At 45.4% G+C, this 25,128-nt stretch carries 18 protein-coding genes, 21 tRNA genes and 2 rRNA genes; 4 read left to right on the plus strand and 37 right to left on the minus strand.

Annotated elements, in window-relative coordinates:
• Positions 1 to 42: 42 nt before the first annotated feature.
• From ACQCVE_RS08045 to ACQCVE_RS08080, 8 genes are all read right to left on the minus strand, one after another.
• Positions 43 to 963, minus strand: a complete 921-nt coding sequence (locus tag ACQCVE_RS08045; protein WP_426843395.1) for a metal ABC transporter solute-binding protein, Zn/Mn family — start codon at positions 961 to 963, stop codon at positions 43 to 45.
• A 304-nt stretch (positions 964 to 1,267) separates the two neighbouring features.
• Positions 1,268 to 1,432: a hypothetical protein gene (locus tag ACQCVE_RS08050; RefSeq protein WP_426843394.1), complete on the minus strand. Its 165-nt coding sequence runs from the start codon at positions 1,430 to 1,432 to the stop codon at positions 1,268 to 1,270.
• A gap of 131 nt (positions 1,433 to 1,563) precedes the next feature.
• On the minus strand, positions 1,564 to 2,670 hold the full coding sequence (gene menC, locus ACQCVE_RS08055) for an o-succinylbenzoate synthase (protein WP_426843792.1): 1,107 nt from the start codon (positions 2,668 to 2,670) through the stop codon (positions 1,564 to 1,566).
• The gene (locus ACQCVE_RS08060; protein ID WP_426843393.1) at positions 2,670 to 4,133 is read right to left on the minus strand and encodes an o-succinylbenzoate--CoA ligase; all 1,464 of its coding nucleotides are present in this window, start codon (positions 4,131 to 4,133) and stop codon (positions 2,670 to 2,672) included. Before ACQCVE_RS08060 ends, menC begins: the two co-directional genes overlap by 1 nt.
• Positions 4,134 to 4,202: 69 nt before the next feature.
• Complete coding sequence (gene menB / locus ACQCVE_RS08065) at positions 4,203 to 5,024, minus strand: 1,4-dihydroxy-2-naphthoyl-CoA synthase (protein WP_426843392.1); 822 nt, start codon at positions 5,022 to 5,024, stop codon at positions 4,203 to 4,205.
• A gap of 14 nt (positions 5,025 to 5,038) precedes the next feature.
• Positions 5,039 to 5,842, minus strand: a complete 804-nt coding sequence (menH, locus tag ACQCVE_RS08070) for a 2-succinyl-6-hydroxy-2,4-cyclohexadiene-1-carboxylate synthase (protein WP_426862358.1) — start codon at positions 5,840 to 5,842, stop codon at positions 5,039 to 5,041.
• Complete coding sequence (menD, locus tag ACQCVE_RS08075; RefSeq protein ID WP_426862359.1) at positions 5,835 to 7,586, minus strand: 2-succinyl-5-enolpyruvyl-6-hydroxy-3-cyclohexene-1-carboxylic-acid synthase; 1,752 nt, start codon at positions 7,584 to 7,586, stop codon at positions 5,835 to 5,837. The genes menH and menD overlap by 8 nt, the downstream gene beginning before the upstream one ends.
• On the minus strand, positions 7,573 to 8,991 hold the full coding sequence (locus ACQCVE_RS08080; RefSeq protein ID WP_426862360.1) for an isochorismate synthase: 1,419 nt from the start codon (positions 8,989 to 8,991) through the stop codon (positions 7,573 to 7,575). Before ACQCVE_RS08080 ends, menD begins: the two co-directional genes overlap by 14 nt.
• Positions 8,992 to 9,236: 245 nt before the next feature.
• On the opposite strand from ACQCVE_RS08080, the gene ACQCVE_RS08085 reads away from it, so the two are divergent.
• From ACQCVE_RS08085 to ACQCVE_RS08095, 3 genes are all read left to right on the plus strand, one after another.
• Positions 9,237 to 10,175: a 1,4-dihydroxy-2-naphthoate polyprenyltransferase gene (locus ACQCVE_RS08085; RefSeq protein ID WP_426843388.1), complete on the plus strand. Its 939-nt coding sequence runs from the start codon at positions 9,237 to 9,239 to the stop codon at positions 10,173 to 10,175.
• 83 nt (positions 10,176 to 10,258) lie between these two features.
• Positions 10,259 to 10,999, plus strand: a complete 741-nt coding sequence (locus tag ACQCVE_RS08090; protein ID WP_426843387.1) for a yteA family sporulation protein — start codon at positions 10,259 to 10,261, stop codon at positions 10,997 to 10,999.
• Between the two features lie 258 nt (positions 11,000 to 11,257).
• Positions 11,258 to 11,719: a TspO/MBR family protein gene (locus ACQCVE_RS08095; protein WP_426843386.1), complete on the plus strand. Its 462-nt coding sequence runs from the start codon at positions 11,258 to 11,260 to the stop codon at positions 11,717 to 11,719.
• Positions 11,720 to 11,964: 245 nt separating this feature from the next.
• Here the strand turns inward: ACQCVE_RS08095 and ACQCVE_RS08100 are convergent, their stop codons facing one another.
• The 6 genes from ACQCVE_RS08100 to glgB all read right to left on the minus strand — a co-directional run bounded on the left by ACQCVE_RS08100 (position 11,965) and on the right by glgB (position 21,016).
• Complete coding sequence (locus ACQCVE_RS08100) at positions 11,965 to 12,795, minus strand: LysM peptidoglycan-binding domain-containing protein (RefSeq protein ID WP_426862362.1); 831 nt, start codon at positions 12,793 to 12,795, stop codon at positions 11,965 to 11,967.
• Between the two features lie 277 nt (positions 12,796 to 13,072).
• Positions 13,073 to 15,469 carry a glycogen/starch/alpha-glucan phosphorylase gene (locus tag ACQCVE_RS08105; RefSeq protein ID WP_426862364.1) on the minus strand — a complete coding sequence of 799 codons (2,397 nt, stop codon included), beginning with the start codon at positions 15,467 to 15,469 and terminating at the stop codon, positions 13,073 to 13,075.
• A complete protein-coding gene (gene glgA / locus ACQCVE_RS08110; protein WP_426843383.1) occupies positions 15,456 to 16,910 on the minus strand; it encodes a glycogen synthase GlgA in 1,455 nt (484 codons plus the stop codon). Before glgA ends, ACQCVE_RS08105 begins: the two co-directional genes overlap by 14 nt.
• Positions 16,907 to 17,935: a sugar phosphate nucleotidyltransferase gene (locus ACQCVE_RS08115; protein WP_426843382.1), complete on the minus strand. Its 1,029-nt coding sequence runs from the start codon at positions 17,933 to 17,935 to the stop codon at positions 16,907 to 16,909. The genes glgA and ACQCVE_RS08115 overlap by 4 nt, the downstream gene beginning before the upstream one ends.
• Positions 17,936 to 17,970: 35 nt before the next feature.
• Positions 17,971 to 19,140 (minus strand): glucose-1-phosphate adenylyltransferase, encoded by a 1,170-nt coding sequence (locus ACQCVE_RS08120; protein ID WP_426843381.1) that lies wholly within the window; start codon positions 19,138 to 19,140, stop codon positions 17,971 to 17,973.
• Positions 19,085 to 21,016: a 1,4-alpha-glucan branching enzyme gene (glgB, locus tag ACQCVE_RS08125; protein ID WP_426843380.1), complete on the minus strand. Its 1,932-nt coding sequence runs from the start codon at positions 21,014 to 21,016 to the stop codon at positions 19,085 to 19,087. Before glgB ends, ACQCVE_RS08120 begins: the two co-directional genes overlap by 56 nt.
• Before the next feature lie 433 nt (positions 21,017 to 21,449).
• On the opposite strand from glgB, the gene ACQCVE_RS08130 reads away from it, so the two are divergent.
• Complete coding sequence (locus ACQCVE_RS08130; RefSeq protein WP_426843379.1) at positions 21,450 to 21,968, plus strand: GNAT family N-acetyltransferase; 519 nt, start codon at positions 21,450 to 21,452, stop codon at positions 21,966 to 21,968.
• A gap of 31 nt (positions 21,969 to 21,999) precedes the next feature.
• Here ACQCVE_RS08130 and ACQCVE_RS08135 read toward each other — a convergent pair.
• The 23 genes from ACQCVE_RS08135 to ACQCVE_RS08245 form a co-directional block, all read right to left on the minus strand.
• Positions 22,000 to 22,071 (minus strand) — tRNA-Glu (locus tag ACQCVE_RS08135).
• A 14-nt stretch (positions 22,072 to 22,085) separates the two neighbouring features.
• Positions 22,086 to 22,176 (minus strand) — tRNA-Ser (locus tag ACQCVE_RS08140).
• A 61-nt stretch (positions 22,177 to 22,237) separates the two neighbouring features.
• Positions 22,238 to 22,312, minus strand: a tRNA-Asn gene (locus ACQCVE_RS08145).
• Between the two features lie 10 nt (positions 22,313 to 22,322).
• Positions 22,323 to 22,396, minus strand: a tRNA-Ile gene (locus ACQCVE_RS08150).
• Between the two features lie 20 nt (positions 22,397 to 22,416).
• Positions 22,417 to 22,490, minus strand: a tRNA-Gly gene (locus tag ACQCVE_RS08155).
• A gap of 6 nt (positions 22,491 to 22,496) precedes the next feature.
• Positions 22,497 to 22,572 (minus strand) — tRNA-His (locus ACQCVE_RS08160).
• Between the two features lie 10 nt (positions 22,573 to 22,582).
• Positions 22,583 to 22,658 (minus strand) — tRNA-Phe (locus ACQCVE_RS08165).
• 170 nt (positions 22,659 to 22,828) lie between these two features.
• A tRNA-Asp gene (locus tag ACQCVE_RS08170) sits at positions 22,829 to 22,905 on the minus strand.
• A gap of 4 nt (positions 22,906 to 22,909) precedes the next feature.
• Positions 22,910 to 22,986, minus strand: a tRNA-Met gene (locus tag ACQCVE_RS08175).
• Between the two features lie 183 nt (positions 22,987 to 23,169).
• Positions 23,170 to 23,262 (minus strand) — tRNA-Ser (locus tag ACQCVE_RS08180).
• A 12-nt stretch (positions 23,263 to 23,274) separates the two neighbouring features.
• Positions 23,275 to 23,351 (minus strand) — tRNA-Ile (locus ACQCVE_RS08185).
• Between the two features lie 5 nt (positions 23,352 to 23,356).
• Positions 23,357 to 23,433 (minus strand) — tRNA-Met (locus ACQCVE_RS08190).
• A 17-nt stretch (positions 23,434 to 23,450) separates the two neighbouring features.
• Positions 23,451 to 23,526 (minus strand) — tRNA-Ala (locus tag ACQCVE_RS08195).
• A gap of 12 nt (positions 23,527 to 23,538) precedes the next feature.
• Positions 23,539 to 23,615, minus strand: a tRNA-Pro gene (locus ACQCVE_RS08200).
• An 8-nt stretch (positions 23,616 to 23,623) separates the two neighbouring features.
• Positions 23,624 to 23,700: transfer RNA gene (locus ACQCVE_RS08205), tRNA-Arg, on the minus strand.
• 10 nt (positions 23,701 to 23,710) lie between these two features.
• Positions 23,711 to 23,796, minus strand: a tRNA-Leu gene (locus ACQCVE_RS08210).
• 10 nt (positions 23,797 to 23,806) lie between these two features.
• Positions 23,807 to 23,881, minus strand: a tRNA-Gly gene (locus tag ACQCVE_RS08215).
• A 7-nt stretch (positions 23,882 to 23,888) separates the two neighbouring features.
• A tRNA-Leu gene (locus tag ACQCVE_RS08220) sits at positions 23,889 to 23,973 on the minus strand.
• A 19-nt stretch (positions 23,974 to 23,992) separates the two neighbouring features.
• A tRNA-Lys gene (locus ACQCVE_RS08225) sits at positions 23,993 to 24,068 on the minus strand.
• Positions 24,069 to 24,243: 175 nt separating this feature from the next.
• Positions 24,244 to 24,319: transfer RNA gene (locus ACQCVE_RS08230), tRNA-Thr, on the minus strand.
• A 26-nt stretch (positions 24,320 to 24,345) separates the two neighbouring features.
• A tRNA-Val gene (locus ACQCVE_RS08235) sits at positions 24,346 to 24,421 on the minus strand.
• A 328-nt stretch (positions 24,422 to 24,749) separates the two neighbouring features.
• Positions 24,750 to 24,865: ribosomal RNA gene (gene rrf, locus ACQCVE_RS08240) — 5S ribosomal RNA — on the minus strand.
• A 135-nt stretch (positions 24,866 to 25,000) separates the two neighbouring features.
• Positions 25,001 to 25,128: ribosomal RNA gene (locus ACQCVE_RS08245) — 23S ribosomal RNA — on the minus strand; the annotation flags it as partial.

The raw sequence follows: 25,128 nt of genomic DNA on the forward strand, positions 1-25,128 counted from the left end.
TTAATGGATGTTTGGAGCCTGCCGCTCCAGATCGCAATATCTCTATTTTAAAGAAGATACAATCGCATCAACATTATGCTTAAACATCCCCAGATACGTTCCTTCCTCCGTTCCTTTCTTGCCCATCGCATCGGAATAAAGCTCTCCGCCAATTTCTACCTCATGTCCTTTTTCCCTGGAACCCTGAACAACGGCATTAATGGATTTCTCGGATATGCTGCTTTCCACAAATACTGCCTTAATGTTTCGTTCCGAAAGCACGCCGACAAGCTTCTGCACATCCTTTAGCCCATATTCAGAATCTGTACTTAGTCCCTGAAGCCCCATAACCTCCAGCCCATATTCCTCTCCAAAATACTGGAATGCATCATGAGCCGTTACAAGCACCCTGCTTTCTTCGGGGATGGCGGCAATCTGTTCTCTCGCGTAAGCATCCATTTCCTCGAGCTTTTTCTTATAAGCTTCTGCGTTTTTCTTAAACTCGTCTTTATGCTCAGGCATTTCCTTGCTAAGTTCAGCCTCAACTTTATCCGTCACTTGAATCCAATTCGGAATGCTGAACCAGACATGCGGATCATGAGCATTAGCACTGCCCTCCACCTTTAAAATTCTCTCAGCATCAATGGACTCTGCAACAGGGATTACCGGCTTGGTTTTCGAAACCTTTTCAAAAACCTCTCCCATCTTCCCTTCCAGATGAAGACCGTTATACATGATCATATCCGCCTGGTTCAGCTTTTGGATGTCCCCCTGGGATGCTTTATACAAGTGGGGGTCTACTCCCGGACCCATCAAAGAATCAACCTGCACTTTATCTCCTGCCACATTTTTCACCAAATCCTCAAGCTGGGCAATCGTTGTTGTCACCTTAAGCTTTCCGTTTTCCTGAGTTCCAGCTGAACTCGAACAAGCTGAAAGGAGTCCAAACACGATAACTACTGCTGCAATCCATAATCTTTTCATTTTACCAATTCCCCCTTAATGAAGTTGATGTTCGTAAGCAGCCTCTTTACTGGACTCTTTTAATCTATGTGGATTTTATAGAAAAGTACCACAGTGTTAGTCCAAAGAATAAAATTAACATAAGTTTAAAAATATTGCCCTCACGCAAAACTTTAACTCATGTATAATATAGTTGTCAACGGTGAAAGTTCGACAAGGACAAGGATTCTTTATTTCCCCCGCCAGCAGATCTGCTGTTCCTCCATACAAAAAAACACCAGCTGATTCAGCTGATGTAAATGGATGAGCGCAAAGGGAGTTTGAATTAGTTTGAAGTGTGCTTTTGGATGAGAATCTCCATTTCATTTTCCGGAAGATCCGTAAGTTTTTGGATGGTTTCGTGGGAAACACAGTGTTTGAGCAGCAGATGGGCTATAAAAATTTTTCTTTCATGCGGATCGTTTGCTGATGATTCTGGGCCAGTGATCATTATGGGTTCATTCCTCCTTTCTCTGCCAGTATAAATTAGCAGGCAGTTAACGGGCAAAAGACGGTTATGCCTTTTCCCGGGTAAGTTTTCGTATTTATCTTAGAAAAAAAATAAAACCTCCAGGCAGGAGGCTATTTTTTAAATATAAAACGCTGTTTTGTGTATTTCTTTAATTTTCCCCGGTCAATATCAAATCCTATTCCAGGTCCTTCAGGAACTGCCACCTTACCGTTGTGAATGGTGACCTCCGGGTAAATAAGATCTTCTTTCCAGTATCTTGAAGAGGCTGAGATGTCTCCCGGAATCGTAAAGTTTGAAAGGGACGCTGCAGCGATATTATGCGCTCTCGAAATACCGGTTTCAAGCATTCCTCCGCACCAAACGGGAATCCCATTCGCAGCACATAGATCATGAATTTTTTTTGTTTCGGTTAAGCCCCCTACTCTTCCAGGCTTAATGTTGATCACTTTACAGCTTCCCAGTTTTATGGCCTTCCGGGCATCCTCTGCAGATTCAATGCTTTCATCAAGGCAAATCGGAGTTTGAAGCATCTGCTGAAGAACGGCATGGTCCACGATATCGTCTGCTGCAAGCGGCTGTTCGATCATCATCAGTCCGAATTCATCCAGAGCCTTTAATTGTTCCGCCTGATCGAGCGTGTAGGCTGAATTGGCATCTGCCATCAATGATACATCCGGATAATAGCGGCGGATTTGCTTTATAAGCTGATAATCATGACCGGGCTTGATCTTTATTTTCAATCGTTTATACCCTGAAGCAAGAGCCTGCTCAATCGCTTCCAGCATTTCAGGCAGGGGAGCAAGTCCAACAACGATTCCTGCATCAACCGACTTTCGTACTCCTCCCAGCAGGCTTGATAAGGACCTGCCCTGCTGCTTTCCATACAAATCCCACATCGCCATTTCAATGGATGCCTTGGCCATCCTGTTTCTCTTTAGACCTGAAAAAGAAGAGGCTGTATCTTCCGGATGCTGATAGTGCCGGCCAAAACTTATAGGAATCAAAAACTCACTGAGCATGTGCAGACTTGTCCGTACGGTTTCTTCTGTATACCATGGTGATGAGAAAGCAACACCCTCTCCCCATCCGACCGTACCGTCCTCGTCTTCTGCCTCCACCAGGATGCTCTCCCGGTTTTCCACTTTTCCGATACTCGATTCAAAGGGCTTTACGAGCTGCATTTCGGTTAGATGGAGGGTAACTTTTTTTAAACGAATCATAGCTCCTTCCCCTTCAGCAGATGTCTTTGGAGTTTGCGGGATGCGTTTCTTGGCAGCGCGTCCGTAAAGATGATTTTCTTTGGGACTTTATATTTTGCAAGCCGCTCTGAACAGAATTGAAGTAATTCATTTCCAGAAATGTCCTGAGAGACTGCAACATAAGCATGCGGAACTTGTCCCCATCTGTCGTCAGCCACTCCGGTGACACCTGCTTCGAGCACTAAAGGGTGTTCTTGAAGCACAGATTCGATTTCAGCAGGATAGATGTTCTCTCCTCCGGAAATGATGAGATCGGAGCGCCTGTCCATCATGAACAGGAACCCTTCTTCATCGATCCTGCCAATGTCTCCCGTCTTTAGCCAACCTTGATGCATAGCCTTCCGGGTGGCCTCTTCATTGTTCCAATACCCCTTCATGACATTTGGTCCTTTCACCATAATTTCACCTGGCACATTCACACCGGCTTCATCTCCGGACCCATCCACCACTTTAATGCGGCATGGAAAAAGAGGCTTTCCGGCAGATCCTGACTTTTGAAGGGCATATTCAGGCGGCAAAGTCGCAAATTGGGAAGAGGTTTCTGTCATCCCGTATGTCTGGAATACAGGGATGTTTTTATCCTTACAGCGGGATAGCAAGGATGCGGGTGCCGGACCTCCGCCTAAAAGCATGCATCTGAATGTTTCAGGATAGGTGCCGCCGTTCAAATCCTGTACAAGTGCAGCAAGCATGGTGCTTACTGCAGATACGATGCTTACCTTTTCCTTTAAAATCGATTGATTGACGGTTTTCGCGTCGAATTGTTCGTGCAGCTGAACCGTTATTCCGTAGATTACACTTCTAAAAAGAATCGACAGGCCGCTGATGTGAAAGAGGGGTACAGCTGCCAGCCATTTATCTTCTGTATGCAAGCCCAAATTCAAAGCGGATCCGACAGCGCTCCAGTAATGGTTGCCAAAGGTTTGCATAACCCCTTTAGGTTTACCGGTTGTACCTGACGTGTACATGATGACGGCTGTTTCAGCAAGATCAAATTCTGTTTCAAATTCCACTGGCAGCCGGAAGATTGGTTCAGCCTGTACTGCAGTAAATGTTTTAATGTCCATTTCTTGGACCTGTCCGGAAAATTCTGCACCTGTTATCAGAAGGGCAGCCCCGGAGTCTTTGATTTGGTAGTGCATTTCGCTTGCTGAGAGGCGTGTATTAAGCAAAACAGCTGCTCCTCCGCAGTAAAAGACAGCATGAATCATATGAACCATTTCACTGCTGTTTTTCATTAGAATGGCTACCCGGTCCCCTTTTTTCACTCCAAAGCTCATTAGTGCTCCGGCTCTCTTTAGCGCCATCTCATGCATTTCTTTAAAGGTTAATGCATTCTCCTTTGTTTCCAGGCCTATGCGTTCCGGCGTCAGATAAGCCCGCTGCATTAGCCAGTTTGGAATAATCGCCAGATCAGTCATACGTTTTCCTCCTTCTCTTGCGGTATACAAAGACAGGCAGCCCCGATTGGCTGCCTGCTAAACTTCTGTTTAAGGAAAACGGGGGAATTGCTTGAAGTCAGGGCTGCGTTTGTCTTTAAATGCATCTCTTCCTTCCTTCGCTTCATCCGTTGTGTAATATAAAAGAGTGGCGTCCCCGGCAAATTGCTGAATTCCTGCAAGGCCGTCTGTATCGGCATTGAATGCAGCTTTAAGGAAACGGATCGCTGTCGGGCTTTTTTCGAGAATTTCTTCGCACCATTGAACGGTTTCTTTTTCAAGCTGTTCAAGAGGCACTACCGTGTTGACCAGACCCATATCCATTGCTTCCTGAGCACCGTATTGGCGGCACAGGTACCAAATTTCCCGTGCTTTTTTATGACCGACGATGCGGGCAAGATAGCCTGAACCGTAACCGGCGTCAAAGCTTCCAACCTTTGGACCTGTTTGGCCAAATACCGCGTTTTCCGCCGCAATCGTTAAATCGCAGACGATATGAAGGACGTGTCCGCCGCCAATTGCATACCCTGCTACCATTGCGATAACCGGCTTTGGAGTTACACGGATCAGCCTTTGCAAATCGAGAACGTTCAGGCGTGGAATTTGATCCTCACCTACATATCCGCCGTGGCCGCGTACCTTCTGGTCTCCGCCTGAACAAAAAGCCTTTTCTCCCGCCCCTGTAAGAATGATGACTCCAATGTTTGAATCATCTCTTGCATAAGCAAAAGCGTCAATTAGCTCAGTTACCGTTTTAGGACGGAATGCATTATGTACTTCCGGACGGTTGATGGTAATTTTCGCGATTCCATTGTACGTTTCATAAAGAATGTCTTCATAGTTGCGTTCTGCAACCCATTCAAATGCTGACATATTGAAATACCTCCCTATTGTTTTAGAAACCCATCTACTATTGTACCAAATATTCGCGGCTGTTCCACATGGATCGCATGGCCTGTGCGTTGAATTTCGATGTGCTCGCTGTGCTCAAGCAAATGGTGCATCTCTTTGCCAATCTCACAAAACTTCTCGTCCCATTCTCCCGTTAGTATCAGGACAGGAATCTTACATTTTTTCAAATGAGGCCACCAATTTGGCTGTACTCCCGTGCCCATGCCGGTCAGGCTGCCGGCGAGTCCTTCCGCTGTATGGGAAAGGCGCTGCCGGCGGATGGCTTCCTGCTTTACGCTTCCAAGACTTTTCTGGCTGAAGAAAAGAGGGGTATTCTCCCACTTGTCAACAAATGCCCGGACGCCGTCCTCCAGTATGCTTTTTGCCAGTATGCGGTCACTTTCAGCCCGGCTGTCCCGATCCCTGCTATTTTTGATACCGGGTGAAGCACTTTCGAGTATTAATTTTTTCACCCGCCCCGGATTGTACATTGCAAAGGATAATGCCGTTCTTCCCCCCATGGAATACCCGGCGATATTTACTTTCTCCACATTCAATCCTTCTAGGAGAACGGTTAAATCACAGCAGACCTCCTCCATTGAAAACCGGGACTGATCATAAGGGATCTCTGTATTTCCATGGCCAATCAAATCTACCAAAATCAGCTTGTAATCGCCCAGAAAAGGAACCGTTTCCTTCCAGTCAGATGAGGAACCGGTAAACCCATGCAAAAGGAGAAGCGGTTCTCCCTCTCCGATTATCTCGATGTAATAGCGGATGCCTCTTATATCTTTATACATTTTTTATATCTTTCATTATTTCCTGGGAAACAGATTGCAGCAGATCCCGATGAATTTTGACACGTGTATGCCGGTTTGTCGGAACTTCAATAATATGAAGTCCCTTCTTGTTAATAAACTCCTTAAACGAAGATCTGAATTCGCTCCAGCTTTTCACTCTTATAAAATCTGCTTCATAAAGCTGGGCTGCTTTTTCATAATCCAACCCAATAGGAGTGCCAAAAAGCGTTTCGAAGTGCGTTTCATCGGAAGATTGAGGCAAAAATGAAAATATACCTCCCCCATCATTGTTCAGAAGCACAATCGTCATGGAAACACGATTCAGTTTCGCAGCGAGAAGCCCATTTAAATCATGGTACATCGACAGATCCCCAATCACAAGAACAGTCGGGGACTGAGAAGCCGCCGCCGCTCCAAGGCTTGATGAAACGACTCCGTCAATCCCATTCGCTCCCCGATTTGCATAAAGAGTAATATTTTTTTCGGTTACCTTAAAGTAGGAATCGGCATCTCTAATCGGCATGCTGTTTCCTACGAAAAGCTGAGAATCTTCTGGCATAAGCCCGCTTAACTCAACAAATATTTTCCCCTCAAAAAGATCGCCGCCCTCCTGGATTGACGGGAGGTGTTCTCTGAAAATGTCATTGGCTTTTTTCCACAGGGCTGCATATTCATTGGTGCTATTCCCTTCAATCTGATCCGTCAGCTGCCGGCAAAAGTCAGCTTCGCTCACCGAATATATTTCGGCGGCTGTAAGTGCAGGATCCCTCCACTTTCCGTTCTGATCGGCAACAACCTGATAAATTTCAGGTGAATTTTTGAGCATAAGAAAAAGAGGTTTTGAGACCGGCATTGAACCAAGCCGGATTACCATCTCAGGCTCTAACACAGTTCTCAGCTCTTCCCGGCTCAGAATGGAGGTGAAGTGTTCTATAATCATTTCCTTGTCGAGTTTTCCCGCGCGCATGTTTGAAAGCGGATCTGCTAAAACAGGGAAGCCAGAAGAAGCAGCCAGCATGGCAACAGCCTTTCTGCTTTCCGGATCAGAAAGTTCCCCGCAGACGATCAATCCCTTTTTCACAGTGCTGATTAACCGGGCCAGTCTTTTCATATCGGCTTCAGCAGCCATGGGCACGATTTGTGCTTTTACAGAATGCTTCGTTTTCCTTCCCTCACTGCCCCATAAATGAGGAAGCTTAAGGTTTGGAAGGAGCGGTTCTCTGAAAGGGAAATTAAGGTGTACAGGCCCCTTGGGAATGGCTGATGCATGTCCGGCTGCCCTGCTTGCAAGCGTTCTTGCGTATCGATGCATTTCCGGCTGGTCTTCTGGGATCGCTGCATCCACAAACCACTTTGCATATTTACCGTACAGATCAATTTGATCAATCGCCTGCGGTGCGCCTGTATCTCTCAGTTCGTGCGGCCGATCCGCTGTAAGCACAACTAATGGCACGCTGGAATAATGAGCTTCTATAATCGCCGGAAAATAATTGGCGGCAGCCGTTCCCGATGTACAAAGCAGCGCGACCGGTCTTTTAAGGCGTTTGGCCATTCCAAGTGCATAAAAACCTGCCGATCTTTCATCGATCTGCAGATGCGTATGGACGGAGGGATGCTCGGCAAGTAAAATCGCAAAGGGCGTTGACCGGGAGCCGGGGCTGATAACAGCATCTGTTACTCCCTGTGCCGATAATTCATCAATAAACTCTGCAGCGTAGCGGGTTAATGAATCAGATCCTGTCATACTTAAGGCCTCCTAAAGCTGAAAGCATCGGCCTTAGCTTAATTTTTGTTTCTTCGTATTCAAGCTCTGGATCCGAATCTTTAACAATTCCGCAGCCTGCATATAAAACAGCCGTACGATCCTCTACAAGACCGGAACGGATTGCTACTGCGAATTCCCCATTGCCTTTTGAATCAAACCATCCTACAGGGGCTGCATACCAGCCTCTGTCCATCGGTTCAATTTTGCGGATCATCTCCACTGCCTCCGCCTGGGGCAAGCCCCCAAGAGCAGGTGTTGGATGCAATCTCCTTACAATTTCCAGAAGAGAGGATTCTTTTTTTAAACGACCATTTATCGGTGTATACAAATGCTGAACATTTTTCGTTTTATAGATTCCAGGAGCGTCCGGACAATCAAGAGAAGAGCAATAATTCTCAAGTGCACCTTTAATCATTTTGACGACATATGCATGCTCTTCCAGGTTTTTATGATCATTGAGAAGCTCCTGCTCGAGCCGCTGATCCTCTTTCTTAGAGGACCCGCGCCTGATCGTGCCTGCCATACAGGCAGAGTGTACGTGCTGGTCTTTCATTTTAACAAGACGCTCAGGTGTCGCACCGATAAAGCTGGAAGATCCGTTCTCGAAACTAAACCGGAAGGAGGACTGCTGGTCGCTCACCAGCGTATGCAGTGCACTGAGCCTGTCAAATCCCTCATCCGAATGGAGAGTGACCTCTCTCGCCAAAACCACCTTGTCAAGCTCCCCTCTCCGGATAGCTGCGGTCGCTTTTGAGATGGATTGAAGCCATTCTTCTGTATGATGCTCATTCAGCTCAAAAGGAGCCGGCGTTCCGGCACCTTCCGCCTTTGATTGGCTCAGGTTTTTTATATAAAGTGCTTTTTGTATAAAATCAGCCTCTGCTTCTTCTGCTGTCTCCTCAGGAAGAATAACCTTGCTGATTGTGACTTCTGGCTCCCGGCCTTTTTTCCAGGATCCCAGGAAAACGGGAAGCACAAAACGGCCTTCCTTGTAAGGCTTCCAGCGGAGATTTTCGTTTTTCAAAGGGTCAAAGGAAAATCCGCCCATTAAAACCGGTCCGGGCTTATCTCTGGAACCCGGGTAATCTGTATATTTTTTAAAGCGCTTCCATTCCGTTTCAATCTCACTAAATCTTGCACTGGACTGCTCTGCTGTTTCAATGATCCATTCATTTCCAGCTCCAACCATTGCTCTCTCTGAATCAGGCGACATCCAAAACGTTCTCTCGCCAGCATAAAGATCCTCTGCTGCAGCATAAAAATGAAGGGGGGTCATATTCGAAATTGGAATGGTCCGGCTGACAATAACCTTTTGTCCTTCCCGGGCTTCATTCACAGCTAAGGCTAAAGTCTGCCTGAATGTTTTGCGCATTGTGGTAATCACCTGGCATACCCCCGTATTCCGTAAAATCGCTTTTTCTAACATACACCCGCTTCAATGGTGTGTCAATAGAATGAAACAGGCATTTTCTGCTTCTTATCCTTATTATAATACGTTTTTCAATTTCAATAAATCGGAAACACTTCTCACGCTCTCCATTGCACTCCAGATTGACAGTAGGTACCTATTTAACTAAACTTAACAGGAAGAGAATTGACTTCTATTGTGAACTAAAGGAGAGAAAAGAAATGCACCCTGATACACAAACGCATTCGGCTCCTTCCGTAGAACCTGATAAGAATTGGCGGATTTGGTGGATGCTCATGAGGCCTCACACCTTGACGGCAGCCTTTATTCCGGTTGCAATTGGAACAGTAATGGCCATGAAGGAAGGATCATTCAATGTATGGCTGTTCGCAGCTATGCTTGCTGCGTCGGTGCTCATACAGGCAGCGACGAATATGTTTAACGAGTACTTTGATTACAAAAGAGGCTTGGACAATGAAAACTCTGTAGGAATTGGCGGAGCCATCGTCCGAAATGGAGTAAAACCTAAGACCGTCCTCACACTTGCCTTTATCTTCTTCGGAATCTCGACCTTGCTTGGTGTATATATTTGTCTGGAATCCAGCTGGTGGATCGCTGTCATCGGCACCCTGTGCATGATTGCCGGCTACCTTTATACAGGCGGACCGCTGCCGATCGCATATACTCCATTTGGAGAACTGACAGCCGGTCTTTTTATGGGCGTAGTCATCATATTAATTTCATTTTACATTCAGACAGGTACCGTAAGCATGAACGCATTTTTAATCTCATTGCCCGTTTCCCTGTTGGTAGGGGCGATTCTTCTTTCCAATAACATCAGGGACCTGGATGGGGATAAAGAAAACGGCCGCAAAACATTGGCTATTTTAATGGGCCGCAAAAAAGCAATTGATTTTCTTGCCATCATTTTTATTTGCTCTTACATCTTCATTATTGCGTTTATTCTTGCAGGTACGGCCTCTTTATGGAGTCTTTTGGTTTTCCTGAGCGTTCCAAAATCTGTTTTTGCTGTAAAAGCATTCAGAGGAAAAAGCCGTCCGATTGAAATGATGCCTGCAATGGTGGCAACAGCGCAAACGAATACTCAATTTGGCCTGCTGCTCGCAGCCGGATTGCTGATCAGCTACCTCGTTTCGTAACACGGTCTTCCGGACCGTGTTTTTTTTATTTTCTTGTTCATACTAAGCAGAGCATAAAACAAATAAAGGGAGGAATACCCCCTATGCTTACAGATCAGCAGCTGACTGCTTTTCAGGAACAGCTTCAAAAGTCAAAGGAAGAGCTTGAGCAGCGCTTTAAGGAAAATGGACATTTCGGTCTTGAGGCAGGACACCCGCATGATACAGTGGGAGAATTGTCCAGTTATGATAATCATCCCGGAGATGAAGGAACTGAGCTTTATGAACGCGAGAAGGATGTTGCATTGAACGAGCACGCCGAAGAAGAATGGAGGGATCTTAACCGCGCCCTCAAAGCTATGGAAAACGGAACGTATGGAACGTGCGAAGTGTGCGGAAAGGATATTCCTGTGGAGCGGCTGGAAGCCATCCCGTCTGCTGTCACATGCAAGGAGCACTCCCCAAATCAGTCCGTCTCTTTCGACCGCCCGATTGAAGAAGAAGTATTAGCCCCTCCATTCGGGAAATTTGTTTATGATGGCTCTGAAGCTTTTGATGCGGAGGATGCCTATCAGGAAACAGCCCGCTTCGGTTCATCAGAATCTCCATCAGATTTCGAATATCCGATGGAGAACTACAATGACGCGTATATTGAATCAGAAGACAACATCGGTTACGCAGAAGATTACGAAAACTTTGCAGGAACAGATATTGAAGGGAAAAATCTGACGGTCTATCCAAATAAACAGCATGAAAAGTACGAAGATGAATTAGACGAATGGGGAATTATGACCGCTTTCGGCGATCTGCCTGCATCCGAAAAAGAGCCATATTCAGAGAAATAAAGGAAAACAGAAAGCCTTCTAAATGAGGAACAATATTCGGGGTCGGAGGAATGCTCCAGCCCCTTTTTTCTGCCTGTCCGGGAGCGGAGCAGAGATCTTGTGCGGCTCTGGCAAAGCTTCCCGGCAGCTAAAGTATAAAAGAAATTTACCATTGGGCTTCGTACACCCTTCATGCATAAGCTATTTGAGCCTATCCTAACGTTTGAATGGTACTGCAATGGTGAAAAGGAATGAGTAAGTTATAAAGGAGGGATATCTATGGTTCGTTCCATTTTCATTTTTGTTTTTACATATGCACTATTTTCGATCAGCGGATTCCTGTTTCAAGTAGATCAAAGCTGGTATGATTCATTAAATAAGCCGGAATGGACTCCTGCTGGAGGTACAATCGGCTTAATTTGGGCCTTCCTGTTTGCACTTATTGCAGCATCCATCACATTGATTGACCGTAAAGCTGGGTTAGGAAAGCTTTCAGGCTTTTTTTGGGCCACCCTGATTGTGAATTACCTTTCCAATCAGCTGTTCAGCTTCTTTCAATTTGCTCAAAAGAATCTTTTAGCTGCCGCGGTAGACTGTGCCGTGGTGGCAATTTCAGCTTTGGTGCTTGCCGTTCTTGTATACAGGATCCGAAAAATAGCGGGTATTCTGCTTATTCCATATGTTTTATGGACGTTCTTTGCTCTCTATTTATCCTATTTGTTTTATTCGATGAACGTTTAATCTCATGCCTGGCTGAGTTTGAAAAGCTTTTTGTTCGCAGTAAAGCCTTTTTCCAGGCGCTCACGGGCTATAGGAAGGGTGCTGCGCCTGCGCGGCGTGTTCCGTCTCAATCAGCCTGCCCCATTCTGTTAGAACAAAACAACACTGGCATAGAAACCCCCCGGTGCTCCCGGGGGGTTTCCATTTCTGCATTTTTTCCTATCCGGATTTTTCAGACAGCCCCCTTGTCATTAGCAAGAGATCCGTTAGCTTAATTCCCATTCTACTAAATAAGGATAAGGATTAATGGCTTCAAATTCAGCGTCATACAACCCGAAATGCAAATGGGAAACAAATTTTCCGCTCGTTCCTTCCGGTCCATATCCAGTATCCCCTACATATCCGATCAGCTGGCCCCTTTTTATTTCGGAACCTGCGTCAATCCCGTCTGCATACTTTGAAAGATGGGCGTAATAAGCGTTAAACCCATCTGGCGTCTTAACGGTCAGCCTCCATCCTCCAAGCTCGTTCCAGCCTTTACGGGCAATGCTTCCATCTGTAGCTGCATATACAGGAGTTCCCTCCTCGGCAAATATGTCCGTGCCTTCATGAACTCTTGCTCCGCCATATTCTCTGGATTTTCCCCAAGTGTCTACAAATGGATGATAGGTTCCTTCTTCCAGAGGAAATATACCTGTATCAAGGGTCGAACGTTTCTCCTCTGTCTTAACTTGAAGCTCCTGACCGGCATAAATGACGTCAGATTGGAGATTATTCAAGGTTTTGAGCGAGGCAGCCGTTGTATGGTACTGTAGAGAAATCCCGCTTAGTGTTTCTCCGCTTTGAACCTTATGTACCAAAGTTCCTTTTACAGACATGTCTTCCCCTAAATCTATTGATTGTCCAGTATAAATCGTATCATCAGAAAGGTTATTGCGCTGCATTAATTCATCGATCGAGCGCTGATGCTCGGCTGCAAGTTCTGAAAGGGTATCCCCTTCTTTTACTGTTATTGTGCTTTCTGCGGATGCCGGCAGCGTAACCGCACCTGCAGAAAGGGCTGCAGCCAAAGCCATTGGAATATATCTTTTTTTCATGTAACCGCATTCCTCCTCGTTGTAATTGGATGACACCTATCACATGAGAGGATTCGATGCTGACAAACCGTTTACATCGCAGTTAAAAAAATTCAATAAAATCGAACTACAAACAAGTGATTTTTCCCAGTTATCGGGGAGTTCCGTCCGGCAGTAATCCTCAACTAATTTCATGCCTTCTCACTAGATTTTGGATAGCTGCTTTGCGATGATTAAAACATCCCCTTTAAACCTCTTACATAAAAAAGTGCTTCCCAGCAGGAAGCACCCCTTATACTTAAATTGGTTTGATTCTCCATATTCCTTCAGCATATTCCTTAATGGTCCGGTCACTTGAAAACGAACCTGAATAAGCAATATTCAGAAGGGACTTTTCCTGCCATTCCCCTTTATTGATAAAGGTCCGCTCTACCCTTTCCTGTGCTTCTGCATAGGAGGAAAAATCTTTTAGTACAAAATACTGATCATTATGAGCAAGCAGCGAATCGAAGATGGCTTCAAACTCTCCCTCTGTTTCGTGAAAAAAGCCATTAACAAGCTGGTCTACTGCCTGGCGAATTCTTGCATCATGATGGTAATACTCAGTTGAACGATAGCCGCCGTTTTCATAATAATCGAGAACCTGCTCGGCTGTCAGGCCAAACGTGAAGATATTGGACGGCCCGACGGATTCCAGTATTTCCACATTTGCCCCGTCCAGGGTTCCAATTGTCAGAGCCCCGTTCATCATGAACTTCATATTTCCGGTTCCTGAAGCCTCCTTAGAAGCTGTGGAGATCTGCTCGCTCACATCCGCTGCAGGAAAAATGGATTCGGCCAGTGACACACGGTAATTTTCCATAAAGACAACCTTTACCATCTGTGAAACTTTCGGATCTGAATTCACCTTTTCTGCTAAGGCATTAATGAGTTTAATGACCTTTTTAGCATAGTAATAGCCAGGCGAGGCTTTTGCCCCAAAGATGAATGTACGCGGATAAACAGTGAAATTGGAATCTTCTCTAATTCTGTTGTAAAGATACATAATATGAAGTACATTCAGCAGCTGCCTCTTGTAGGCATGCAGCCGCTTCACCTGTACATCAAAAATAGAAGATGGATCTATTTTTAAAGAGGATTGCTCAAAGATTTTATGGGCCAGAATCTCTTTACGGGCCTGTTTGATTTGGGCATTCTTTTCCTTCATTCCCTCGTCATATATGAACCGTTTCAGCTGGATCAGGGATTCAGGCTCTTTGATCCACCGGCTGCCGATTGCTTCTGTAATTGCATCAGACAGCTCAGGGTTTGCTTTTAAAAGCCATCTTCTATGGGCAATTCCATTTGTTTTATTATTGAATTTTTCTGGTTCAAACTCATAGAACCGCTTCATTTCACGCATCTTTAAAATATCGGAATGGATTTTAGCCACACCGTTTACACTATGGCTTCCAGCTATCGCAAGATGCGCCATTTTCACAAGACCGTGAGCAAGAATGGCCATATGCTCAATCCTGCTCCAATCGCCCGGGTACCTCTCCCACAATGCTTTGCAATAGCGCTCATTTATTTCTTCAACAATTTGATAAATCCTTGGCAGAAGAGGCTTAAACAAGTAAATCGGCCATTTTTCCAGCGCTTCGGATAAAGTTGTATGGTTCGTGTAGGAGATCGTATGGGTCGTTATATGCCAGGCTTCCTTCCATTCCAGATGCTCTTCATCCAAAAGGATCCTCATTAGTTCAGGAATGGCTAATACTGGATGAGTGTCATTAATATGCAAAGCAACTCTTTCATGAAAATCATGAAGGCTTCCATTCTTTTTCCGATAGGAACGGATGATGCTTTGAATACTGGCGGAAACAAGGAAATACTGCTGCTTCAGCCTTAAAATTTTCCCTTCATCATGCGTATCATCGGGATACAGAAACTCAGAAACCGCTTCTGTTTCACGTTTGTATGTAAGCAGGTCCCGGTGCAGAGGAGGATGATGTGCAGGCTCTGCACTCCAGAGTCTCAGCGTATTAACGGTATTCGTTTCATATCCAATAACAGGCATATCATAAGGCACGGCAACGATTGTTTCTGCCGAAGTATGAGTAAACTCCAGCTTGCCATCTGTTTCCCGGCTCTCAATGGTTCCCCAGAACAAAATGTCCACCGCCTGATCCGGTTTTCGCACTTCCCATATGTTTCCATGGCGCAGCCATTGTTCAGGATACTCTACTTGATAGCCGTCTGCTATTTTCTGGTCAAACAAACCGTGCTTATATCGAATGCCGCAGCCATGACCCGGCAGATCCAAAGAGGCCAGAGAGTCCAGGAAGCAGGCGGCAAGACGTCCAAGCCCGCCGTTTCCAAGCCCGGCATCCGCTTCTGATTCTTCAATTGCGGACAAATTTATGCCAAGCTCCTCCAGGCCTTTTTCAACCACTTCACGAATTCCGAGGTTTAAAAGGTTTTGTCCCATCAGTTTACCCAGCAAAAATTCGATGGATAAGTAATAAACCTGCTTGTTGTTAGCTGAACGGTTTTTCTCGTTTGTCTGGATCCAGTTTGCACTGATGTATTCTCTGACCATAAGGCCTAAAGTGTTGTATTGATCCCTGCTGGATGACTCTCTGAACGTTTTGCCATAGGTCATTTCCAGCCTTTTAAGAAAATTCTTCTGAAAAGACTCTTTACTTGAGAACAATACTCCCACTTCCCATCAGATCAGAATAGAGCTCATAATACTGGCTGGCTGATTTAGCCCAGCTGTAATCCTGGCTCATGGCATTTATGACAAGATCATTCCATAATTCTTTGTCCTCTCTGTAGACCGTGACTGCTCGCCTGATGGTATGCATCATATCATGTGCATTAAAATTCCGGAATGAAAATCCATTGCCTTCTCCGGTAGCTTCGTTATAGGAAAGGACCGTATCGTTTAATCCGCCCGTCTCCCTGACTACTGGAATAGCCCCGTACCTTAGGGCAATCAGCTGACCCAGCCCGCATGGCTCGAACCGAGAAGGCATGAGAAAAATGTCAGCCCCTGCGTAAACCTTGTGTGCTAAGGGCTCATCAAAGCCTATGTGAGCTTTCACCCTTTCAGGATACTTATATTCCATATGCCTGAAATAGTTTTCAAATTCCTCTTCTCCCGTGCCAAGGATGATCCACTGCGTATCTTCATTTACCATCTCCTCCATAACATGCCGGACGAGATCAAGCCCCTTTTGTCTTGTCAGCCTTGTAACCATCGTAATCAGCGGAACATCCGGACGCTCGGGAAGCCCAAACAATTGTTGAAGTGCTGCTTTATTTTCCTGCTTCTTTTCTATTTCGGCGACATCGTATGAGGCTTCAATTAAGGAATCATTGGCAGGATTGTATACTGTGTCATCGATTCCATTAAGAATGCCGTGCAGGGAATCCCCTTTAGACCGCAGCAGACCGTCCATCCGTTCACCGTAATATGGAGTCTGAATTTCATCCATATAAGTCGGACTCACGGTTGTAATGGCGGAAGAAGAGATAATGGCTGCCTTCATAAAATTTACACATTGATAGAATTCCAGTTTGTCCGCAGTAAAATCTTCATGCCCGAGATTCAGGAGATCATAGATGATCTCCTGAGGAAAAATACCCTGAAACTCAAGGTTGTGAATCGTAAAAACGGTTCTGATTTCAGAATAGAACGGATCGGCTGCATACACTTCGTTTAAGAAGTAAGAGACCATTCCGGTGTGCCAATCATGGCTGTGAATAAGGTCCGGCTGAAAATCAATGGCCTTCACTGCCTCCAGAACGCCTCTTGAAAAAAATGAAAACCTTTCCCCATCGTCGTAATGCCCGTAAAGAGAATCCCGGTTAAAATAGTATTCATTGTCCAGGAAATAGTACGTTACACCATCCAACTCGTATTCTTCAATTCCGCAAAACTGCGAACGCCACCCGACAGCCACTTGAACTTCCTTGATCTTAGTCATTTCCGCTTTGTATTTTTCCGGAATCTGGCCGTATTTCGGCATCATGACTCTTACATCAGACCCCATCCGTTTGAGTTCCTTCGGCAATGCTCCGGCTACATCAGCAAGACCTCCCGATTTGACGAAGGGCACACATTCTGCTACGGCAAATAAAATTTTCACGACTTGATCAGCACTCCTTGAACCGAACCTTTTCGAAGCACAATTGGATGCTCCTTTGTTCCTTTAAGAACTTCATGACTGCCGATTTTGACGTCTTTATCCAAAATTACATTTTCCAGCACACAATTTTCTGCTATGGAAGATTTCTGCATAATAATCCCGTTTTTGATGACGGTATCTTTGCCTATGTGGACCGCCCTGAATATAATTGAGTTTTCAACATGCCCTTCAATCCGGCTGCCATTCGCAATCATTGAGTTGCGGACATAGGAAGACTTCAAATATTTTGTTGGCGGCTCATCTTTGACTTTTGTATAGACAGGCGCTGCCTTTGGAAACAGCTCTTTCCAAACATCCGGCTTTAATAAATCCAGGCTGTATCGGAAATACGATTCGATTGAATCGATAACAGAAGCATAACCCGTAAAAGAGTAATCGCAGATGTTAAGCTGAGATCTTCCTTCAGTGACTACCTGATTTAACGTTTTAAGCCCCCGCTCATCGTAGGTAGAAATCAAATCCTTTAACAGAGAAGTTTTGAGCACATACATTTGGAGGGATTTCCCATCCTTTGTGATTTCCGTTACATCACAGCCCATTTCCATATGATGCTTGAGCACCTTGCAGAAATCGATGTTGCAGACCGTATGGCTGTTTGCAATTACCGCGTATTCCTGCCTGCTTCTTTTAAAATAGTCAAAGTGATCTTTAAATTGCCTGAATGAACCGAACTCGTCATACTCATCATGAAGATGTGGAGATGGAAAAAAGAACAAGCCATCACGCTTGCGGTTTAAGTCCCATTCCTTTCCTGATCCAAGATGATCCATAAGTGACCGGTACTGGTATTTAGGGAAGATAGCCACACTGTCCACTCCTGAATTCACCATATTGGATAGGACAAAATCGATTAATCTGTAGCGTCCTCCAAACGGAATAGCGGCCATAGACCGGTTTTGTATTAAATCATCAATATTCTGACTATGCGCCGTAGCATCTATTATTCCAAGCAGGGTATTGTTCATGCTTACCCACCTCTTCCTTTTGTAGTATGTGCCGTTTATTCAGTGACTTCCGCATCGCGGAGGGCCACTTGCTGCTGTCTGATATAGTCCGGAGTAACAAGGAGGACTTCATCGAGTTCTGTATTGGAGCGGATCATCGTACCATCTTCAATCGTCATGCCCTCAGGTACAATGGCATTCTCAATGTATACGTTGTCCCCAATAACCGCATCTGGCATAATAACACAATTCTTTAAAAATGAATCCTTTCCAACCGTTACACCCTGGAAAAGGACGGAATGCTGAATGGTTCCATATACTACGCATCCTTCATTGACAAGAGAATCTGTTACTTCAGCTTCTTCTGAAATGTATTGTGGCGGCTGGTTCGGATTAACTGAATAAATTCTCCAGTCCTGGCTGAACAGGTTAAGCTCGGAATCCTCTTTTAAAAGATCCATGTTTGCATCCCAAAGGCTTTTCACTGTACCTACGTCCTTCCAGTAGCCTTTAAACGGATAGGCAACAAGCTTCTTTTTCTCTTCAATAAGGAGGGGAATGACGTCTTTCCCAAAGTCATTGCTGGAATATGGATTTCTTTCATCCATCTCTAAATATTCTTGAAGGATAGACCATTTAAAAATATAGACGCCCATTGAAGCAAGATTATTTTTAGGATTTTGAGGCTTTTCATCAAAATCAACGACATCCAGCTGTTCATTTGTATTCATTATTCCAAAGCGGTTTGCTTCTTCCCAGGGAACCTCAATTACTGAAATGGAGACATCCGCGTTTCTTTCAATGTGGTAATCCAGCATTTCTGAATAATCCATCTTATAAATGTGATCTCCTGAAAGAATTAATACATATTCAGGATCATACTGCTCCAGATAGTTCAGATTCTGATATATAGCACTTGCAGTGCCCTTATACCATTTTACTTCGGAGGATTCAGCGTATGGCGGCAGTACTGTAACCCCTCCATTTTTTCGGTCTAAATCCCATGCACTTCCGATTCCAATATAAGAGTGAAGAACGAGCGGCTGATACTGGGTAAGTACCCCTACTGTGTCAATTCCGGAGTTCGTGCAGTTGCTGAGCGGAAAATCGATAATTCTGTATTTCCCTCCAAATGGTACAGCCGGCTTTGCCAGATTCTTTGTTAAAGAACTAAGACGGCTGCCCTTTCCCCCTGCCAGAAGCATTGCTACGCATTTCTTTTTCATTGTTGTTCTCCTTTCTCTTTTTAATGGCTCTCAACAAGCTAAAACCAAATGGCGGCACCGTCATTTTAATGCTGTACGGCTGGCCATGAAGTTCCTCAGCTTCGGCTTTCATTTCTTTTCCGTTTATTTGTCCGGATCCACCGAACGAAGGATCATCGCTGTTTAAGATTTCTACATATCTTGTATCAGCAGGCACCCCGATTTTGTAATCGTGGTACACATCGCTTCTGAAGTTGCAAACGGCAATCAGCAGTTCTCCATCCTTTAATCCTCTTCGTATAAATGAGTAGATGCTTTGACCCGCATTATCAGCATCAATCCATTCAAACCCTTCTGGAGAGTGATCCAATTCGTAAAGCGGCCGCTGCTTTTTGTAAATACTCATCATCTCTTTAAAATAGACCCTTGTTTTTCTATGAAGCTCATAATCTTCTAAAAACCAATCAAGCTCCTCCAAATCCTTCCATTCATCAAACTGACCGAATTCGGATCCCATGAAAAGAAGCTTCTTGCCTGGATGGGCGAGCATATATCCCATTAACAGCCTTAGCTGAGCAAACTTTTGCCAATAGTCCCCCGGCATCTTATTTAACAGCGATTTTTTGCCGTGTACCACTTCATCATGGGAGAAAGGAAGAATGAAATTTTCATTGAAGGCATACATAAGGGAAAACGTCATTTTGTGATGAATATCGCTGCGGGCATGCTGATCTGTCTCCATATACTCCAGGACGTCATTCATCCAGCCCATATTCCACTTGTATTGAAATCCAAGTCCTCCCTCGGAAACAGGTGCGGTTACCAAAGGCCAATCCGTAGAATCCTCCGCTATCATCAGTGCGTGAGGGTCGAATTCATGAACCTTTTCATTCAGCTTTTTTATAAAGCTTACCGCGTATGGATTCTCAGCATCTGAATCGGAATTTGGCCAGTACAGCATATTAGCTACGGCATCAACCCGGAAGCCGTCAATATGATATTTCTCCAGCCAGAACAAGGCGTTGGAGATTAGAAAGCTATGTACTTCCGGCTTGCCCAGATCAAAATTGGCTGTACCCCAAACTACATTTTCTCTGTCACTGTAATTGCTGTATTCGTAAACCGGCTCTCCATCAAACATATAAAGGCCGTGTGCATCCTTACAAAAATGGCCGGGTACCCAGTCCATAATGACGCCCAAATCGTTTTGATGACATAGGTCAATCAGTTCCATAAACTCTTCAGGTTTGCCATACCTGCTGGTAGCTGCAAAGTACCCTGTTCCCTGGTACCCCCAGGACCTGTCAAAAGGATGTTCAATCACCGGCATTAATTCTATATGCGTGAAACCGTGTTCAATAACGTACGGTATCAATTCATCCGCAATTTCCTTATACGTATAAAAACTTCCATCGTCCTTCTTTTTCCATGATGCAAGATTTAGTTCATATATAAAAAACGGCTTTTGATAAACAGTCTTTGCCTTCTTTTTCTTTTGCCACTTCTGATCATTCCAGGTATAGCCGTCAATATTGGCGATTACCGAAGCAGTGTTCGGTTTTACTTCAGAATAAAAAGCAAAAGGGTCTGCCTTGAGCAGTCTTGATCCATTTCTGGTGATCAGCTCATATTTATACACATCACCTTGCTTTAAATCAGGGAAAAAACCAGACCATATTCCTTCTCTGCTCACCTTTTCAAGTGAATATCCGCTTCCCTTCCACTTATTAAAGTCTCCGGCTATCCTGACATCCTTCGCATGCGGCGCCCAAACAGTAAATTGGACTCCATTTACCCCGTTAATTGCTTTTAAATGGGCCCCGAATTGTTCATAGCTCTTAAACAGATTCCCTTCATGAAACAAATGAACTTCAAAATCTGTAGGACTGGCAATCATCCAGAATGAACCCTCCTTTGCTAATTAGAGTGTATCTCAATCTATATACCCCTATTTCTCTTTCTTAATTCACTAATAAGTGAAAAATCCCTTTTGTGCAAACGCTTTTATATTTTGACATAATCCTACAAACTCCATGTACTCTCATTATAAACATTATTTTTCAAAACAATTGCTGGAAAAGAATAGAAAAAATAGAAAGAAAGTTCGCGAATAATAAAGTCTCTTTTATAACGCACAGTTATAAGTATTATTTTACAAACATATGAAAGTGCAAATAATGTCGAAGAATATCGTATTTTTTTCCAGTCTCCGATGAGAAATCAGCTGATATCGCAGAGCAAACAGAGAAGGATAGTCAAAAATTCGTTGCAACTTTATGAAATTTGTAATATAGTTCTAAAAACTAGTTACCGGGCTAAGGGGTGATCTGATGCTAAAGTTAGTGGAGCCTGACGAGAGGTATAGAGAAGAATATATGGATTTCTACAGGGATTGGATTCACTCCGGTGAAAAAGTTGTCCCATGGGTCGTTTCTGAAGACCCTTCTGATTTTTTTGATTATATACAAGAATTAAAGGCACAGAAACTGGAAGAAAACGCCCCGGAAAATTTTGTTCCTCACTCCACCTATTGGCTGCTGACCGAATCAGGGAAACTGGTTGGAGCTGCAAATGTAAGGCACAGGCTAAATGAGTATTTAAGGATACGCGGGGGCCATATTGGCTATGGAATCAGGCCATCAGAAAGAAAAAAAGGATATGCAACTGCCATTCTGTCGATGACTTTGGAGAGGATCAAAAAGCTGGGGTTATCCGAAGTGTTGGTTACGTGCGATAAGGACAACATCGCTTCGGAAAAAACAATTCTAAAGAACGGTGGAGTCTTCGAAGCAGAGTTCATAGAAGAGGACGGTAATGCAATAAAGCGCTTCTGGATCCAAAATAAATAAAAAACGCTGCGATTGCAGCGTTTTTTATTTATGACCCGTACGGGATTCGAACCCGTGTTACCGCCGTGAAAGGGCGGTGTCTTAACCGCTTGACCAACGGGCCGTATTAATAATAGATGGCGGAGAAGGAGGGATTTGAACCCTCGCGCCGCTTACACGACCTACACCCTTAGCAGGGGCGCCTCTTCAGCCACTTGAGTACTTCCCCGCAAATATAGAGAGGATCTGTGAAAAAAATCCACAAACCTGACTGATGCCTATAAGTATGATGGCTCCGCAGGCAGGACTCGAACCTGCGACCGATCGGTTAACAGCCGATAGCTCTACCACTGAGCTACTGCGGAACAAAATAAATGGGCCTGAATGGACTCGAACCATCGACCTCACGCTTATCAGGCGTGCGCTCTAACCAGCTGAGCTACAGGCCCATATTCAATGGAATTGGAATTGGAGCGGGTGATGGGAATCGAACCCACTACATCAGCTTGGAAGGCTGAGGTTTTACCAGTAAACTACACCCGCATTCTATGGGGCGACTGATGGGAATCGAACCCACGAATGTCGGAACCACAATCCGATGCGTTAACCACTTCGCCACAATCGCCATAAAAAAATGGTGGCTCGGGACGGAATCGAACCGCCGACACATGGATTTTCAGTCCATTGCTCTACCGACTGAGCTACCGAGCCATCTAGCTTCGGCTTTCACTAAGCTTAAATCTCATCGTCAGCTCCCCCGTTCCCATCCACTCGTATCTAGATACGGAGCGGTGTTCACTAGGTCGCTTCCCTGAATTTCTTGCTTATTAAAACCCTCTAGCATTTAATATAGATTATCTTATGTATCAAGAAAACGTAAATGGCGGTCCGGACGGGACTCGAACCCGCGACCTCCTGCGTGACAGGCAGGCATTCTAACCAACTGAACTACCGGACCATTTTGGTTGCGGGGACAGGATTTGAACCTGCGACCTTCGGGTTATGAGCCCGACGAGCTACCAGACTGCTCCACCCCGCGATAATAAAAAGTATTAAGTTTAGCTATGCTCATTGTTTGTAGACTGTCCTCGCCTCAGGAAGCAAAATCAAGCAGTGTCTCGGCGAGTACAACTCGAAGCTTATTCGTGGAAGCAGCGCTCGTTGCTCCACCCCGCGATAATAAAAAGTATTAAGTTTAGCTATGCTCATTGCCTGCAGAAAATGGAGGAGGAAGAGGGATTCGAACCCCCGCGGGGTTTGACCCCCCTGTCGGTTTTCAAGACCGATCCCTTCAGCCAGACTTGGGTATTCCTCCGTGTAAGGGAAATGGTGGACCTTGTAGGACTCGAACCTACGACCGGACGGTTATGAGCCGTCTGCTCTAACCAGCTGAGCTAAAGGTCCCTGTATGGTAGCGGCGGAGGGGATCGAACCCACGACCTCACGGGTATGAACCGTACGCTCTAGCCAGCTGAGCTACGCCGCCATATAGGTTATTATAATTGGTGGAGCCTAGCGGGATCGAACCGCTGACCTCCTGCGTGCAAGGCAGGCGCTCTCCCAGCTGAGCTAAGGCCCCAATTATGTAAAATGGTCGGGAAGACAGGATTCGAACCTGCGACCCCTTGGTCCCAAACCAAGTGCTCTACCAAGCTGAGCTACTTCCCGAAATATAATGGCGCGCCCGAGAGGAGTCGAACCCCTAACCTTTTGATCCGTAGTCAAACGCTCTATCCAATTGAGCTACGGGCGCTTAATAAAAGTGCCGAGGACCGGGATCGAACCGGTACGGTAGTCACCTACCGCAGGATTTTAAGTCCTGTGCGTCTGCCAATTCCGCCACCCCGGCGCTGTAAAAATGGAGCGGAAGACGGGATTCGAACCCGCGACCCCCACCTTGGCAAGGTGGTGTTCTACCACTGAACTACTTCCGCGTAAACATGGTGCGGATGAAGGGAGTCGAACCCCCACGCCCGAAGGCGCCAGATCCTAAGTCTGGTGCGTCTGCCAATTCCGCCACATCCGCTTACTGTATAAAAATCGAATGGTGAGCCATGAAGGACTCGAACCTTCGACCCTCTGATTAAAAGTCAGATGCTCTACCGACTGAGCTAATGGCTCCTTATATTACCTACACCCAGAGCATGTAAGACGCCCCAATCTCAGAAAGCTTATTCAAGCAGCAGCTCCATTTGGGCGCTGATGCTTCACTTCGAAGATCACTCGATCGTGCTCTGCCGACTGAGCTAATGGGTCATTCATTTACACTCTCTCAGGTTATACAATACCCTGTGAATGGTGCCGGCAAGAGGACTTGAACCCCCAACCTACTGATTACAAGTCAGTTGCTCTACCAATTGAGCTACACCGGCCAAGTACGAATTACCGAAGTATAGGATGGTGGAGGATGACGGGATCGAACCGCCGACCCTCTGCTTGTAAGGCAGATGCTCTCCCAGCTGAGCTAATCCTCCATATAGTTTCGGCTTGCGATGAGCGGCGCATTGCGTTGTCGCTTTCAGTCGTTCGCATCCTCACGCACTCATGTGCGCTCCGGGGCTCACTCCTTCGGCTCCTAGCACTGCTTGCTCCTCCCAACCCTCTTACGTTCACTTTGTTGGGTGATGCTTTCGGCTTGCGATGAGCGGCGCATTGCGTTGTCGCTTTCAGGCGTTCGCATCCTCACGCACTCATGTGCGCTCCGGGGCTCACTCCTTCATGCACGAATGTGCACTAGGTTGTTTATTCCTTCGGCTCCTGGCATTGCCTGCGGTTCACAAACCTCTTAAAAGAAAAAGATACGCCTGGCGGCGTCCTACTCTCACAGGGGGAAACCCCCAACTACCATTGGCGCTGAAGAGCTTAACTTCCGTGTTCGGTATGGGAACGGGTGTGACCTCTTCGCCATAGTCACCAGACATATTCTTTCTTTTTAAAAAAGAGACAAGATTTATTATAGGTTGATTTCAGAAAAAATCAAGGCCTTTTTAATCTTTTTGCTCTTTCAAAACTAGATAACGATATTGGTTCACGAGTCAAACGCCTTACGTAATTTGGTTAAGTCCTCGACCGATTAGTATCCGTCAGCTGCACATGTCGCCACGCTTCCACCTCGGACCTATCAACCTGGTCATCTTCCAGGGGTCTTACTTCAAAGAATGGGAAATCTCATCTTGAGGGG

The sequence above is a fragment of the Metabacillus sp. 113a genome (assembly GCF_050107635.1).
Classification (GTDB): Bacteria; Bacillota; Bacilli; order Bacillales; family Bacillaceae; genus Metabacillus_B.